Origin of the sequence: Providencia sp. 2023EL-00965, from assembly GCF_033550225.1 — a bacterium.
Lineage (GTDB): Bacteria > Pseudomonadota > Gammaproteobacteria > Enterobacterales > Enterobacteriaceae > Providencia > Providencia manganoxydans.
Genome location: NZ_JAWUEH010000021.1, coordinates 17,704 through 32,205, shown reverse-complemented (window position 1 = coordinate 32,205; position 14,502 = coordinate 17,704). Strand labels below are relative to the sequence as shown.

Here is a 14,502-nt window from a genome sequence, read left to right as displayed (position 1 = left end):
ATTGAGCTGTATAAGCTTTATACTACGCGCCATATATATCTAAACCCTCCTGTCTGTTGAGCATGGGAATTATCCGGTGAAGTTCGTAAAATATTTTTTCATTATTGTTATTTGTTGCATTTTTTTGGGAACAGCTTCGATTTTTGGCATGTACAAGTATGTCGAAGGTGAGCTGCCTGACGTTGCGACAATGAAAGACATCCGCTTACAAACGCCAATGCAGGTTTTCAGTGCCGATGGAGAGTTGATCGCACAGTATGGCGAAAAGCGCCGTATACCATTGCCATTAGCAGATATTCCACCCCTTATGATCAAGGCATTTATTGCTACTGAAGATAGCCGCTTTTATGAGCACCATGGTATTGACCCTATTGGTATTTTTCGTGCGGTCACGGTAATGGCGTCATCAGGGCATGCATCCCAAGGGGCGAGTACTATCACCCAGCAACTAGCAAGAAACTTCTATTTGAGTCCAGAAAAAACCTTGATGCGTAAAGCAAAAGAAGCGTTTCTTGCGGTGAGAATTGAGCAATTGTTTACCAAAGATGAGATTATGGAGTTGTATCTCAATAAGATCTATTTAGGTAACCGAGCTTACGGTGTAGGTGCTGCGGCTTATGTGTACTTTGGTAAAACGGTCAATGAGTTAACCCTCAGTGAAATCGCGATGATTGCTGGCTTACCAAAAGCCCCTTCAACATTTAACCCATTGTATTCTTATGAGCGTGCAGTTAACCGTCGTAATGTGGTGCTTGGGAGAATGTTAGAAGAAAAATACATCACTCAAGATCAATATGAGCAAGCGAAAAGTGAAAAAATTGAGGCGTCATATCATGCGCCAAAAGTTGATTTTTCAGCGCCTTATTTAGCAGAAATGGCTCGTCAAACACTTTACGAACAACATGGTGAAGATGCGTATACCGATGGCTATAAGGTTTACACCACGGTTATTCGTAAAGACCAACTTGCTGCGACAGATGCAGTGCGTAATAATTTGATCGATTATGATGTTCGCCACGGCTATCGTGGCCCTACAGAAGTGTTGTGGAGTGCGCCAGAAACGGCATGGACTAGCGAACAGATTATTGAAAAACTGAAAAAATCCCCTGTTTATGGCCCGCTGCTACCCGCTGTTGTGCTTTCAGCTACGGACAGTGAAGCTACTGTTCAATTGGCGGATGGTTCAACGGAAAAAATTTCGTTAGCGGGTGTCCGTTGGGCACGTAAATTTATCTCTGATACTCAGCAAGGCGCAACGCCAAATAAAGTAAATGCGGTTATCAAAGCTGGGGAGCAAATTTGGATCCGCAAGGTAAAAGACAGTTGGTGGTTAGGACAAGTACCTGATGTAAACGGTGCTTTCGTCGCATTGAATCCAAATAATGGCGCAATTATTGCGTTGGTAGGTGGTTTTGATTTCAACATGAGTGAGTTTAATCGAGTCACTCAATCGTTACGCCAAGTGGGTTCAAACATCAAACCATTCTTATACACAGCGGCGATGGATAAAGGGCTAACACTTTCTTCATTACTGAATGACGTGCCGATTAGCCGTTGGGATGCAGGGGCGGGTTCAGATTGGCGCCCTAAAAACTCACCACCTCGCTATGATGGGCCAATTCGCTTAAGGCAAGGTTTAGGCCAATCGAAGAACGTCGTGATGGTGCGTGCAATGCGCGCAATGGGAGTTGATTATGCCGCTGATTATTTAACGCGTTTTGGTTTCCCTGCTGAGAATATTAATCGCACAGAAGCTTTAGCCCTTGGTGCGCCTTCTTTCACACCAATGCAGATGGTAAGAGGGTATGCGGTAATGGTGAATGGTGGCTATCTTGTTGACCCTTTCTATATTCAAAAAATCGAAGATGTTGATGGTAAGGTATTGTTTGAAGCTCAGCCAAGAATTGCTTGCCCTGATTGTACTGATATTCCAGTTATTTACGGTAATACTGAGCGTACCATCGCGTTGAAAGGTGTTGATGATGAGTCGACGGAAGAAGTCACTCAATCAGATGATAATACGGTACAACAAGAGCCAACAATGGAAATGGCATCAGCCACGCCCGAAGAGGTAACAGCAGAAGATAAGTATGCACCTCATGTGATCAGCACACCATTGGCTTTCTTGATCCGAGATGCAATGATGACCAATATATACGGTGAGCCGGGTTGGTCAGGAACGGGCTGGCGTGCAGCGAGAGATTTGGGGGGGCGCCGTGATATTGGTGGTAAAACGGGAACCACTAACAGCTCAAAAGATGCATGGTTCTCAGGTTATGGCCCAGATGTTGTTGCATCAGCGTGGATCGGTTTTGATGATAATAGACGTTCGTTAGGCCGTACCGCCGCTAGCGGTGGTGAAGCAGGCGCTAAGAGTGCTCAACCTATGTGGGATGATTTTATGAAGTCTATCCTTGAGGGGGTGCCTGTAACGATGATGAAGCCACCTAAAGGGGTAATTTCAGTATCTATTGATAACCGCACAGGCAAACTAGGCAGCTCTCGTAAAGAGTACTTTATTGAGGGAACGGAGCCTAAAGAGCATGTAGTTCAAGAAGTGGGCACGACCATCTTTGAAGAGGGCGGTGGGAGCCAAGAACTGTTTTAATTCTCTCTTTGCAAGGGAGTATTATTGATATGAGTTAAATAGGAAAATCGTGATTGATTTTCCTATTTATTTTTAGAGGTAAAACATTTAAACGCGATGTTTTAAAAAGCGTTCAAGGTAAAATAGTGCACTGATATTACGAGCTTCATTAAAATCAGGGTGTTCAAGTAATTCCATCATGCGAGCAATGGGCCATCTGACTTGTTGCAGCGGTTCTGGCTCATCACCTTCTAATTTCTCACTATAGAGATCATCTGCAATCAGAATATTCATTTTACTCGAAAAGTAAGAGGGCGACATAGTGAGTTTCGCTACCTGCTTGATTTGGTTGGCACCAAAGCCTATTTCTTCTTTTAGTTCACGTTGTGCTGCTTCTATTGGTGTTTCACCAGGGTCGATGGCACCTTTAGGGAACCCGAGTTCATAGTCTTCAATACCGACAGCATATTCACGAATGAGGATCACACTGTCATTGATGATCGGAACGATAAGCACGGCTTCCCGTTTCCCTGGGCGCATTCTTTCATAAATGCGTTTTTCACCGTTGCTAAACTCGAGGTTAACAGATTGAATACTGAATAGTTTTGAATGAGCAACGTCCTGAATACTCAGAATTTTTGGCTTTTTAAGCTCTGTCATAATGATCCCCGAATAGGGTAGATGAATAAAAAATAATAGAGACAAAAAAATGTCACTTTTTATACTGCAAGTTGTTATGGCTCACATCACTATGACCCATCTCAAAAAAAATTGATAGAGATTATAGGGCTAATAAAATTCAGTCGTTATACTTGCGAAGCTTCAAGTTGTGTGTTGAGTGTGGTAAATAGAGAGTGCGATACTCGAAATACGTGAGTAATCATTGCGTGGTTAGCGTATTAAAGGGCTGTGGCGTAAAGCAAACGAGTATCTGCATTTTCGATATTAAACCACGAGTGTTGAAACAACTTTGTAAACAGTTTGACATATTTTGGTGGCTTGAAAGCGTATAAAAATAGCACAGATTAATAAATAAATTTTTTCAATTACAACGTATTGTAAATTAAGATAAAAATTAGAAATAGAATAGGAATTGGCTTATTTAGGGGCAGCGTAGTGATTGCTATGCTTTTCTTGATATTATTTCATTGGGGCAAAGATGCTTAATTACGTCATTATAACGGCTATATTAATTATTAGCCTAACTATAATGGCTTCCTTTCTGTATTTCAGACGGGGGCGGAATTCTGGTGTCTATCAGATCCCTTCTCAGGCTGAGCCCTCTTTTCGAAAGATGATTGACTCCGACTACCAAACAATTTCACAATATCTGCGCTCTAATTTGTCTTCTTCCCTAAATGTTGAACAATCACGGTGGCAATTAAAAAAGAATCCAGTCATCGCAACGGTTTGTAATTCAGTCACGCGTTTTAATCTGCGCCAAGAAAAAACGGATAGCTGGCGTTATTTTATCGATACCCTTGAAGTTAAGCTTCCTTCACAGCTCGAACCTTATTTACAGCAACAAAACGTGATGGAGTTGGTTGATACAAATCATCTACCACTTATTATTTCTTTGAATGGTTTTTCATTGAAGGATTTTAATGATGAATGGTCTGAGGATGAAGTCAGTGAAAGAACGGCACCGGAAGCTGCGATTCATGAACGTGGCGAGCCAAATGTACAGGTTTTACGTGTGCGTCAAGAAACTGTCGAAGAGCATCGCTTAAATCATTCATCAAGCTGGGTTGGCACGCTTTTTATTTGCTTGAGTTTTTTATTAGGGTACTTAGCGTTATTAGCGCTTCCTTTCTTGCAGTCATGGGGTTTTGTTGGTGCGTTTATTTGTTTAATTATTGGGTTATTGGCTTTATTTCGCGTTCGTGTATTTCCCCAGTCCTTACAAGATGTGCAATGTGTATTTGGGCAGCCTAAACGGTGGGAATTGTATGGCGAATTGGATAAAAGGCAATCATCAACAGTTTCTATCGGTGGTACCGATCTTTATTACCCCCCTCATTGGGAGCCGTATATTCAGCGTGAATTGAATAAAGCGACCAATATAGATATGTACCCATCAGGGCATGTTTTGCGTTATGGGCAGTTTCTTTCATTGCATGGAGAGGAACGTTATTACCCGTATCGCCGATATAAAAAAAACCTTGTAATACTCGCAACAGGGTTATTAGTTTTGGTTTTAATGTTTTCTTATCAATCAATGAGTTTACCTATTAAATTAGGGGTTGCGTGGCTAGACGGTGCTGAAACCGTAAAAGTCACCAATGTCACAGAATTGGAAACACATCAATTAAAAATCGGCGATAGCTTAACGGCCAAAGGCGTTGGGATGTGCTATCGGCCACCTAATTTCTCTGATTCAAATCAAGCACAATTTGCGCCTTTTGATTGCTCAGGTATTTATTGGAACAATATGAGCTTGTCTCCTGATCCGGAATCGGTGATTGTAGATCGTGCGACAAATTTATTAAATGCAGTACAAAGTCAATTACATCCTGAAAAAAGCGGTGTTGGCGTTAACCCTCGATTGCAACGCGATATCATGAAGTCAGGCATGAATATTATTTTTGATTTCTCTGAGATCATATTGAAAACCAATGAATTATGCTACGAAGAAAAGGCCTGTCCAAAATTAAAAAATGCGTTAATTAATTTAGGTAGTACCGATGATTGGGACGCATTGGTTGCGAAGGCCTCTACAGGTAAATTGAGTGGTGCGCATGTTTTATTACGCGCAGGAAGTGCAGAGGCCTTGGAAAAGCTCGTTGAAGCCACCACATATGAATTTATCAAAGGCGAAGTTGAAAAAGAGGCCGCTAAATTGAATAGTCCTCCTCCTGGGGGGGTGTTATTTATTAGTGATGAAAATAAAGCATTAGTAGATTCTATCGTAGGGAGCGTCTTTAATGATTTGACTCCCTTACAACGTTGGTTGGAGCTGAAACGTATAGCTGGCTTGCTGGTGAATACTCCATTCGATGTTGAAGGTATTGTTACCCAATTATCCACTGATGCAAACGGCACATTGCACATTACGCTTCATAGTAAGCCAAGTGACGCAGTAATGTCTCAATATGTCAGTAATTCCTTATTTGCACTTTTTCTTGCTATCGTTGTGATACTGAATGGTACTTTAGTTGTATCTCGTGTCATAAACAATAAAAGGCGCTTGCGTAATATTCAACAGTATTACGATAAGTGCTTCGAGGCAGGCAATCCCTCCAATCAAAGTTAATTTTCGAATGGTGGCAGCCTCATTTTGATGATTTACAGTGAGGTAACATCATGAAACAAACATCAACAGAACCGGTTCGCCTTGATAAATGGCTATGGGCAGCGCGTTTTTATAAAACTCGTTCGATTGCTCGCGATATGATTGATGGTGGAAAAGTTCATTATAACGGGCAAAGAACCAAACCCGGTAAGATAGTTGAGCTAAATGCACTGATTAGGCTGAGGCAAGGAAATGATGAACGTACTGTCGAAGTATTGGAGATAAGTAGCCAGCGCCGAGGCGCTCCTGATGCACAGTTACTGTATCGTGAAACCCAAGAAAGCCTAGAGCAGCGCGACAAAGTCGCACAAGCGCGGAAGATGAATGCATTAACTATGCCTCATCCGGAACGGCGACCTGATAAAAAAGAGCGTCGAACCCTGCTAAAATTTAAACAAACGAATTCCCATGGCTCCTCCTAAGGAGCCAACGTAATAGAGAGACATTATGGCTAAACAAGACCTACTCCATCGCTTCCTGTTTGAACAGCACGCTGTGCGTGGAGAAATGATTACTGTCGACGATACTTTTCAACAGATCTTAGATAATCACGATTACCCTGAAGCTGTGAAAGGGCTATTGGGTGAATTGCTAGTAGCAACCAGTTTGCTGACGGCGACATTAAAATTTGACGGTGATATTACTGTACAAATTCAAGGTGATGGTCCTGTGAATTTGGCGGTTATCAATGGTAATAATTTACAGCAAATGCGCGGTGTTGCTCGGATCAATGGTCCAGTCGTAGCAGGCAGCTCATTGAAACAAATGGTTGGTAATGGCTATATGGTCATAACCATCACACCAACTCAAGGTGAGCGTTATCAAGGGATCGTAGCGATTGAGGGCGAAACCATTGAAGAGTGTATTGACGCTTATTTTATGCAGTCAGAGCAGTTACCAACTCGTCTATTCATTCGTGTAGGCGAAGAAAATGGAAAAGCGATTGCTGGTGGCATGTTATTACAAGTTTTACCTGCGGCAGATGAAACGAGTCATGAATTTTTCGATCACTTAGTACAATTGACAGCCACAATTAAAGGTAAAGAGCTGAGTGAGCTTGATGTGAAAGAAGTTTTGCATCGTTTATATCATGAAGAAGACGTGACCTTATATGATCCTCAAGCGGTAGAGTTCCGTTGTACTTGCTCACGTGAACGTTGCGAAAGTACGTTACTCACTTTATCAGAAGAAGATGTTGCCGATATATTGCAAAAAGATGGAAAAATTGATATGGAGTGTGAATATTGTGGCGCGCACTACATATTTATTGAATCTGATATTCAAGGGTTAAAAAAGGAACTAAATCAGCAACTTCACTGATACGATTTAGCAACCTAATTATGTGATCAGGGTGCAATTTTGCACCCTTTTTATATATTTTTAAAGGCTTATTACGTGCTCTAAGTCTCATAATGAATTAAAAAAAATTATACATTTTCAATTCTTTGATAGCTATCGCTGTTAATTAGTCGTAAAGAATTATGATCATCTGTAGATTAATTATGATTACCTGGAGCAATAATAATGAGCGCTAAAAGTATGACCCCGAAGGATCTCGAGCAGTATGGCATTCATGATGTAGCAGAAGTTGTTTATAACCCTAGTTATGAGCTGCTATTCAAGGAAGAAACCAAACCTGAATTAGAAGGCTATGAGCGTGGTACCGTGACAACATTAGGTGCCGTTGCTGTTGATACTGGTATTTTTACCGGTCGTTCACCAAAAGATAAATATATCGTACGTGATGATGTCACTCGCGATACTGTCTGGTGGGCTGATCAGGGTAAAGGCAAAAATGATAACAAACCGATGACTCAAAAAGTTTGGAGTGAGTTAAAGCATTTAGTCACAGAACAGTTGTCAGGCAAACGTTTATTTATCATTGATGCATTCTGTGGTGCAAACGCAGATACTCGCCTGAAAGTACGCTTTATCACGGAAGTGGCGTGGCAGGCTCATTTCGTTAAAAACATGTTTATTCGCCCAACTGATGCAGAACTGGTCGGCTTTGAACCAGACTTCATTGTGATGAACGGAGCGAAATGCACTAACCCAAATTGGAAAGAGCAAGGTTTGAACTCAGAAAACTTTGTCGCTTTCAACTTAACTGAACGTATGCAGTTAATTGGTGGTTCATGGTACGGCGGTGAAATGAAGAAAGGTATGTTCTCTATGATGAACTACCTGCTGCCACTAAAAGGCATCGCATCTATGCACTGTTCGGCTAACGTGGGCGAGCAAGGCGATGTTGCCATTTTCTTCGGCCTATCAGGTACAGGTAAAACGACTCTATCGACAGATCCAAAACGTAAGCTAATTGGTGATGATGAGCACGGTTGGGATGACGATGGCGTGTTTAACTTTGAAGGTGGCTGCTATGCGAAAACGATCCACCTTTCTAAAGAAGCTGAGCCAGACATCTATGGCGCTATCAAGCGCGATGCGTTGTTAGAAAACGTCACCGTATTGGCTGATGGTAGTGTTGATTTTGATGATGGTTCAAAAACAGAAAATACACGAGTTTCTTACCCTATCTATCATATCGACAATATTGTTAAACCTGTGTCTAAAGCTGGCCATGCAACAAAAGTGATTTTCTTAACTGCTGATGCATTTGGCGTATTGCCTCCAGTTTCTCGCTTGACGCCAGAGCAAACCCAATATCACTTCCTATCTGGTTTTACTGCGAAATTAGCAGGTACTGAGCGCGGTGTTACAGAGCCAACACCAACGTTCTCTGCTTGCTTTGGGGCTGCATTCCTTTCATTGCACCCAACACAGTATGCAGAAGTATTAGTGAAGCGTATGGAAGCGGCTGGCGCTAAAGCTTATTTAGTTAACACAGGTTGGAACGGTACTGGTAAACGTATTTCAATCAAAGATACGCGTGCAATCATCGATTCGATCTTAAGTGGTGACATCGAGAAAGCGGATACTATTGAATTACCGATCTTTGATTTGGAAGTACCGACAGCGCTGCCGGGGGTTGATACTAATATTCTTGACCCACGCAATACTTATGCAGATAAATCACAATGGGATGAGAAAGCGAAAGATTTGGCTGAGCGTTTCGTGAAAAACTTTGATAAGTATACAGACACTCCAGCGGGTGAGGCTCTGGTTAAAGCCGGTCCTAAGCTGTAATTAGCGGTGAGTTTTAAAACGCGGAGGCCCTCAATAGAGGGCCTTTTTGATATGGATGGAACATTAATCAGCGGCAGGTAAATCGAACAGTAAGATTTCACTACCTTCGCTTGCTTTGATCGTCAGTTGGTTCTCTTGCCAAATCGCTAAGCCATCACTGGTGGTTGCGGTTTGACCATTGACTTCAACTGCACCTTTGACGACTTGGATCCAAACAACACGCTTATCAGCAATTGCATAAGTGTGCGTTTCATCTTTCGGCAATGCCCAGCGCCATAGTGTCATATCTTGATAGACTTTTAATGAGCCTTCTCTTGCGTCTGGCGATAGAACTAATTGCTTACCACCTACGGAATCAAAACGTTTTTGTGCGTAGCGAGGCTCGATACCTGTTTTTTCAGGTAAAATCCAGATTTGATATAAGTGTAAACGGTTTTTATCATCAGGGTTATATTCTGAGTGACGTATACCCGTACCTGCGCTCATGATTTGGAATTCACCGGCAGGTATTTGCTCCATATTACCCATACTATCTTTATGTTCTACGGTGCCTTCAAGAACATAAGTTAAAATTTCCATATCTTTATGGGGGTGGGTACCAAAGCCTTGACCCGCATCAATAAAGTCTTCATTGATGACACGTAGTGCTGAGAAGCCCATAAATTGTTCATCATAGTAATTAGCAAACGAAAAAGTATGCCAGCTATCTAGCCAGCCATGATTAGCATGGCCGCGGTCATTTGCTTTACGTAAATAGATCATTGTGTCATCTCCTTAAAAGCCTACCCAACTCAGTGTGGGTCAGCTCTAAACTTGTTGGTAACAGTTTAGCTAATTTGACTAAAGAGAGAAGTAGATAGGATTGACCATAGGATCCAAAAAATTTGAATAAAAAAGAAGACAAAAAAATAGCCAGCGCAAGGCTGGCTAAACTAAACACTGGAAGCAATGTGAGCAATGTCGTACTGCCAAAACAGTAGCTGAGTAAGCTATGTCGTGGGAGTGTTTTGATGATAATAGTTATCACTATCGTTTGTAAAGTGTTTTTTTTAATCAAAAAGATATAATTTATAATAAAAATCGCAATTATATGATTTCTATAAAAATTAAAAATATCCATTATTTTTCAATGGATTAAATTTTTTCCACTAAAACGAGATTTTTGAACAATACATATTAATAGTAGGGCTATTATTCGTTAACATGTAGAGATTACATTAAAATAATTTATGTTTTTTGTGGTTATTGTTATTGATTAGGTAAAGCTCACAATGGCTGCTTAGATAACAGCCGGACATCGTTAGCGCTTTTTAATTGGCCTTAAAAGGGAGATTTTCTGCACATGCAGACGCAGAGCTCCATGCCCACTGGAAGTTATATCCCCCGAGCCAGCCGGTCACATCGACCACTTCACCAATAAAATACAGCCCTTTGCTTTTTAACGACTCCATCGTTTTGGACGAGATCTCGCGTGTATCAACGCCTCCTAATGTGACTTCCGCTGTACGATAGCCTTCAGTGCCATTTGGTTGCACTTGCCATTGATGGAGTGTGTTATGCAGAGCTTCAACCTGTGGGTGATTGAGTTGTTTGAGTGTGCACTCAGGGATTTGCCCTAGCTCTTGTAGTATTTCAATTAGGCGCTTAGGTAATAGTTTAGTCAGTGTGGTTTTGAGTGATTGGTTGGGGTGAGATTGGCGCTCTTCGGACAAATATTCAGTCAGAGACGTTTCAGGAAGTAAGTTAATACTCACAAACTCACCAGGGTTCCAATAGTTGGAGATTTGCAAAATGGCGGGTCCAGATAGGCCACGGTGGGTAAACAGAATGTTTTCTTTAAACAACGTTCCATCTGCGGCTGTGACCGTTGCTGCGACAGACACACCGGATAGAACTTGCAGGTGGTCTAACAAAGGCTTATGGAGTGTAAAAGGCACTAGAGCGGCACGAGTCGGCAAAATATGGTGGCCAAACTGCTCCGCAAGTCGATAGCCAAAAGGTGTTGCTCCAAGGCCCGGCATCGATAATCCTCCGGTTGCAACCACAAGTGAGTGTGTACTTACTTCATTTCCATTTGAAGTGATAACAAAGCGGTTATCTATTTTTTCTACACGGGTTACTTCACTGCGTAATTTAATCGTGATATTTGGCAAATCACATTCTGCTTCTAACATATCCACAATATCTTGAGCGCTATTATCGCAAAACAGCTGACCTAATGTTTTTTCATGATAGGGAATGTTGTATTTGTTGACTAAGGCAATGAAATCCCACTGTGTGTAGCGAGCAAGTGCTGACTTACAAAAATGTGGGTTTGCGGAAAGGTAATTGCTGTGATCAGCATAGATATTGGTAAAATTACAGCGTCCTCCCCCTGACATAAGAATTTTTCTGCCGAGTTTTTTGCCGTTATCCAAGACAAGCGTATTTAGTCCGCGTTTTCCTGCTAGTGAGGCACAAAATAGTCCCGCAGCACCTGCACCAAGAATAATAACGTCATAATTTTTCACAATAAAAATTCTCTATATATATTTGATTCTAAAATACTAATCATGATGGGAGTATCTATTTTACGTTATATTTCAACCATTGTAATGTCACGGGCAATGAAAAGTCTTGAATACAATATTATAATTAGGTTTTGCTGAACTTTTGAGCTGGTTTTTTGCTGTTCGGTTAAAGGCTTTATGCGATTAATTAGCTTAGAATGATTATCGAAAAAAGTGGGTAGCTTCCGAGAAATTCGCCAAAAAAGATGAATTAACTCAGATTTGAGTGAAATTCTGATAAAAAAGTTTCGAAAAATCAGAATAAAAACAAATCATGTAATGTATTGATAAATATAGGATAATAATCATGTTGTACTTTTTTGATTGGTAGTTAAATCAAAAAAAGGTTAGATTTCGCTTCCACCGCTAGCGTTTGTCACTGATAATGCGCCGCGTTCATGACCAACATAAAATGGCTTAACGTCTATGCTACATCTTTTTACAGGTTTAGAATTTTACACTGGCTTATTGTTAGTTCTGGCACTGTTATTTGTGCTGTTCTATGAAGCTATAAATGGCTTTCATGATACCGCGAATGCGGTAGCTACGGTTATCTATACTCGTGCAATGCGGGCGCAGTTTGCGGTCGTGATGGCGGGTGTGTTTAACTTCTTTGGTGTTCTGCTGGGAGGGTTGAGCGTTGCTTACGCAATTGTTCACCTACTACCAACAGATCTTTTGCTTAATGTGAGCTCAGCTCACGGCCTTGCAATGGTGTTCTCACTATTGTTAGCTGCAATCATTTGGAACTTGGGAACTTGGTATTTTGGTATCCCTGCATCAAGTTCTCATACCTTGATCGGGGCGATTATCGGTGTTGGTTTAACTAACGCAATAGTCACAGATTCATCCATCGTTGATGCGTTGAACATACCTAAAATGATCAGCATTTTCATGTCTCTTATCCTTTCTCCTGCTATTGGTTTTGTGATTGCTGGGTTGATGATTTTTATTCTACGCCGCTATTGGAGTGGAACTAAAAAACGTCGTCGCATCCACTTAACGCCAGCAGAGCGGGAGAAAAAAGATGGTAAGCGCAAGCCACCATTCTGGACTCGTACTGCGTTGATCCTTTCCGCTGTTGGCGTAAGTTTCTCCCATGGTGCGAATGATGGCCAGAAAGGTATTGGTCTTATCATGCTTGTGTTAATAGGTGTTGCTCCTGCGGGCTTCGTCGTCAATATGAACTCTAGCGGTTATGATATCGCTAGAACACATGATGCCGTTGTCCACTTACAACAATACTATGAGACACATAAACCGGCTCTAAACCACGCGATTGAAAATACCCCAGCTATTGTCGATGAAGATGAACTCAGTAAAGAATTCCATTGCGATAGTTCACGTACGTCAATTGTTCTGGCTCAAGCGCAAAAAATGCTAAATGGCATTCAAAATTATGATGAGCTGACGCCTGACCAACGTAACCATATGCGCCGTTTATTGATGTGTATCTCTGATACCGCGAATGCGGTAGCGAAGTTGCCTGAAACGAGCTCACAAGATGCCAGTTTGCTGAAAAAGCTGAGTAATGACCTGTTGTATACGGTTGAGTATGCGCCGTTATGGATCATTATTGCGGTGGCATTAGCACTGTCTATCGGAACCATGTTTGGTTGGAAGCGAGTTGCTGTCACTATCGGTGAGAAAATTGGTAAGAAAGGCATGACCTATGCACAAGGGGTTTCTGCACAGGTGACGGCAGCGGTATCAATCGGTGTGGCAAGTTATACTGGTATGCCAGTTTCCACGACTCAAGTCTTGTCATCTGCGGTGGCAGGTACCATGGTTGTTGATGGCGGTGGTGTACAGAGTAAAACAATTAAGAGCATCGCGCTAGCGTGGCTACTGACTCTGCCTGTCTCGATTATCCTTTCGGGTGGTTTGTACTGGATTGCATTGATGGTGATCTAGTCGTTCTTACTGAAAAGACTAATAAAATCAATAATAGTGATGAGCTGAATAAGTTCATCACTATTTTTTGTCTTAAAAAGAATGTCGATGAAAAGTGGCTTCTACCACCTCATTAAGCGGTAACAAGTAAGTAAATTAGGCTAACGGCAACAAGTAAACTTAGTTGGCTAATTTGCACAAATTGTTTACGGATCCTTTCACAGCGCGCTATGACCTCTGGATCAAAATGGTCTAGATATTGTTTATTGTTAATGTAACGTACAAGTTTTAGTTGTTTATTCAATTGCCCATGAGTAGTAAAAAAACCATTACCATCAACAGATTGGTAAAGTAGTGGGTCGGTATCCCGTAGGATATAGAGTAAAACGCGGATCGAAGAAAAATAGCGTATCATATTAATGATACATAGAATGCATAAGGCCCAGAACAAGGCAATCATACTGAACATACTCACCTCCTCAGATATCAGCCAGCGCTGTTGTAACAAAGGAAATAAAGCAAACACAGTGACAATCAAGCTCATTATTCATTGTAGGATAATACGCTGCCTAAAAAAAGTGCAAAGGGAAGCATTTTTAAACGATTTTTGTTTGTATTGGTGTGGATTGGAACGTGATATTGGGTGAAAAGGTGTAATAAAAGGACAATTTGCTAGCACTTCGGGTGTACTGGTTATACTTCAAGTTGTAGGGGCCTCTTTTAAGGTATGATAGCCCATTAATCACAGTGTTATCGATGTTCTTAGCTGCACTTCGAATTATTCAAAGCATTGATTGCGAAATATCACACATCATTCTCGTTTATATATTAATATTAAGTAGATGATGTTATTGTTTTATAAAATGTTATGCGGCTAAAGATTGACGTGGCTAATCTGCACAGATGTGATCGACGTGACAATTGGTATCACGATATGCAGGTATATTAACTATACTCGTTGTATTTGAAGTTGCAGTGTTTTGCGTTGAGGTATGTTGGCTACGCTCATTTGTGCCAGTCACATCGTTTTCTATGCA

General features: G+C 41.3%; 10 protein-coding genes. 6 read left to right on the top strand and 4 right to left on the bottom strand.

Annotation, left to right across the window (positions count from 1 at the left end):
- Positions 1–76: 76 nt before the first annotated feature.
- Complete coding sequence (gene mrcA / locus SC428_RS20275; RefSeq protein WP_318709975.1) at positions 77–2,608, top strand: peptidoglycan glycosyltransferase/peptidoglycan DD-transpeptidase MrcA; 2,532 nt, start codon at positions 77–79, stop codon at positions 2,606–2,608.
- 87 nt (positions 2,609–2,695) lie between these two features.
- Here the strand turns inward: mrcA and nudE are convergent, their stop codons facing one another.
- Positions 2,696–3,247 (bottom strand): ADP compounds hydrolase NudE, encoded by a 552-nt coding sequence (gene nudE / locus SC428_RS20270; protein WP_070927523.1) that lies wholly within the window; start codon positions 3,245–3,247, stop codon positions 2,696–2,698.
- A 499-nt stretch (positions 3,248–3,746) separates the two neighbouring features.
- Between nudE and SC428_RS20265 the strand changes: the two genes are divergently transcribed.
- The 4 genes from SC428_RS20265 to pckA all read left to right on the top strand — a co-directional run bounded on the left by SC428_RS20265 (position 3,747) and on the right by pckA (position 9,023).
- Positions 3,747–5,840, top strand: coding sequence for an IgaA/UmoB family intracellular growth attenuator (locus tag SC428_RS20265; RefSeq protein WP_070927525.1), 2,094 nt, complete (start codon positions 3,747–3,749; stop codon positions 5,838–5,840).
- A 50-nt stretch (positions 5,841–5,890) separates the two neighbouring features.
- Positions 5,891–6,301, top strand: coding sequence for a ribosome-associated heat shock protein Hsp15 (gene hslR / locus SC428_RS20260; protein ID WP_070927527.1), 411 nt, complete (start codon positions 5,891–5,893; stop codon positions 6,299–6,301).
- Positions 6,302–6,326: 25 nt separating this feature from the next.
- On the top strand, positions 6,327–7,199 hold the full coding sequence (hslO, locus tag SC428_RS20255) for an Hsp33 family molecular chaperone HslO (protein ID WP_070927529.1): 873 nt from the start codon (positions 6,327–6,329) through the stop codon (positions 7,197–7,199).
- Between the two features lie 204 nt (positions 7,200–7,403).
- Complete coding sequence (gene pckA, locus SC428_RS20250) at positions 7,404–9,023, top strand: phosphoenolpyruvate carboxykinase (ATP) (protein WP_318709966.1); 1,620 nt, start codon at positions 7,404–7,406, stop codon at positions 9,021–9,023.
- A gap of 63 nt (positions 9,024–9,086) precedes the next feature.
- Here the strand turns inward: pckA and SC428_RS20245 are convergent, their stop codons facing one another.
- Together SC428_RS20245 and SC428_RS20240 are read right to left on the bottom strand one after the other, a co-directional pair.
- The gene (locus SC428_RS20245) at positions 9,087–9,785 is read right to left on the bottom strand and encodes a pirin family protein (RefSeq protein WP_070927533.1); all 699 of its coding nucleotides are present in this window, start codon (positions 9,783–9,785) and stop codon (positions 9,087–9,089) included.
- A 548-nt stretch (positions 9,786–10,333) separates the two neighbouring features.
- Positions 10,334–11,533, bottom strand: coding sequence for an NAD(P)/FAD-dependent oxidoreductase (locus tag SC428_RS20240; RefSeq protein WP_272580621.1), 1,200 nt, complete (start codon positions 11,531–11,533; stop codon positions 10,334–10,336).
- 465 nt (positions 11,534–11,998) lie between these two features.
- Here SC428_RS20240 and pitA point away from each other — a divergent pair, with 465 nt between their 5' ends.
- Positions 11,999–13,486 carry an inorganic phosphate transporter PitA gene (pitA, locus tag SC428_RS20235; RefSeq protein WP_272580620.1) on the top strand — a complete coding sequence of 496 codons (1,488 nt, stop codon included), beginning with the start codon at positions 11,999–12,001 and terminating at the stop codon, positions 13,484–13,486.
- A gap of 112 nt (positions 13,487–13,598) precedes the next feature.
- On the opposite strand, the gene uspB is transcribed toward pitA, so the two are convergent.
- Positions 13,599–13,934 (bottom strand): universal stress protein UspB, encoded by a 336-nt coding sequence (gene uspB / locus SC428_RS20230; RefSeq protein ID WP_070927568.1) that lies wholly within the window; start codon positions 13,932–13,934, stop codon positions 13,599–13,601.
- Positions 13,935–14,502 lie beyond the last annotated feature (568 nt).

Excerpts from the sequence above, each read along its gene's own strand:
- SC428_RS20245 (WP_070927533.1), bottom strand. The coding sequence starts at position 9,785 with ATGATCTATTTACGTAAAGCAAATGACCGCGGCCATGCTAATCATGGC.
- hslR (WP_070927527.1), top strand. The coding sequence starts at position 5,891 with ATGAAACAAACATCAACAGAACCGGTTCGCCTTGATAAATGGCTATGG.
- hslO (WP_070927529.1), top strand. The coding sequence starts at position 6,327 with ATGGCTAAACAAGACCTACTCCATCGCTTCCTGTTTGAACAGCACGCT.
- pckA (WP_318709966.1), top strand. The coding sequence starts at position 7,404 with ATGAGCGCTAAAAGTATGACCCCGAAGGATCTCGAGCAGTATGGCATT.
- nudE (WP_070927523.1), bottom strand. The coding sequence starts at position 3,247 with ATGACAGAGCTTAAAAAGCCAAAAATTCTGAGTATTCAGGACGTTGCT.
- pitA (WP_272580620.1), top strand. The coding sequence starts at position 11,999 with ATGCTACATCTTTTTACAGGTTTAGAATTTTACACTGGCTTATTGTTA.
- SC428_RS20265 (WP_070927525.1), top strand. The coding sequence starts at position 3,747 with ATGCTTAATTACGTCATTATAACGGCTATATTAATTATTAGCCTAACT.
- uspB (WP_070927568.1), bottom strand. The coding sequence starts at position 13,934 with ATGTTCAGTATGATTGCCTTGTTCTGGGCCTTATGCATTCTATGTATC.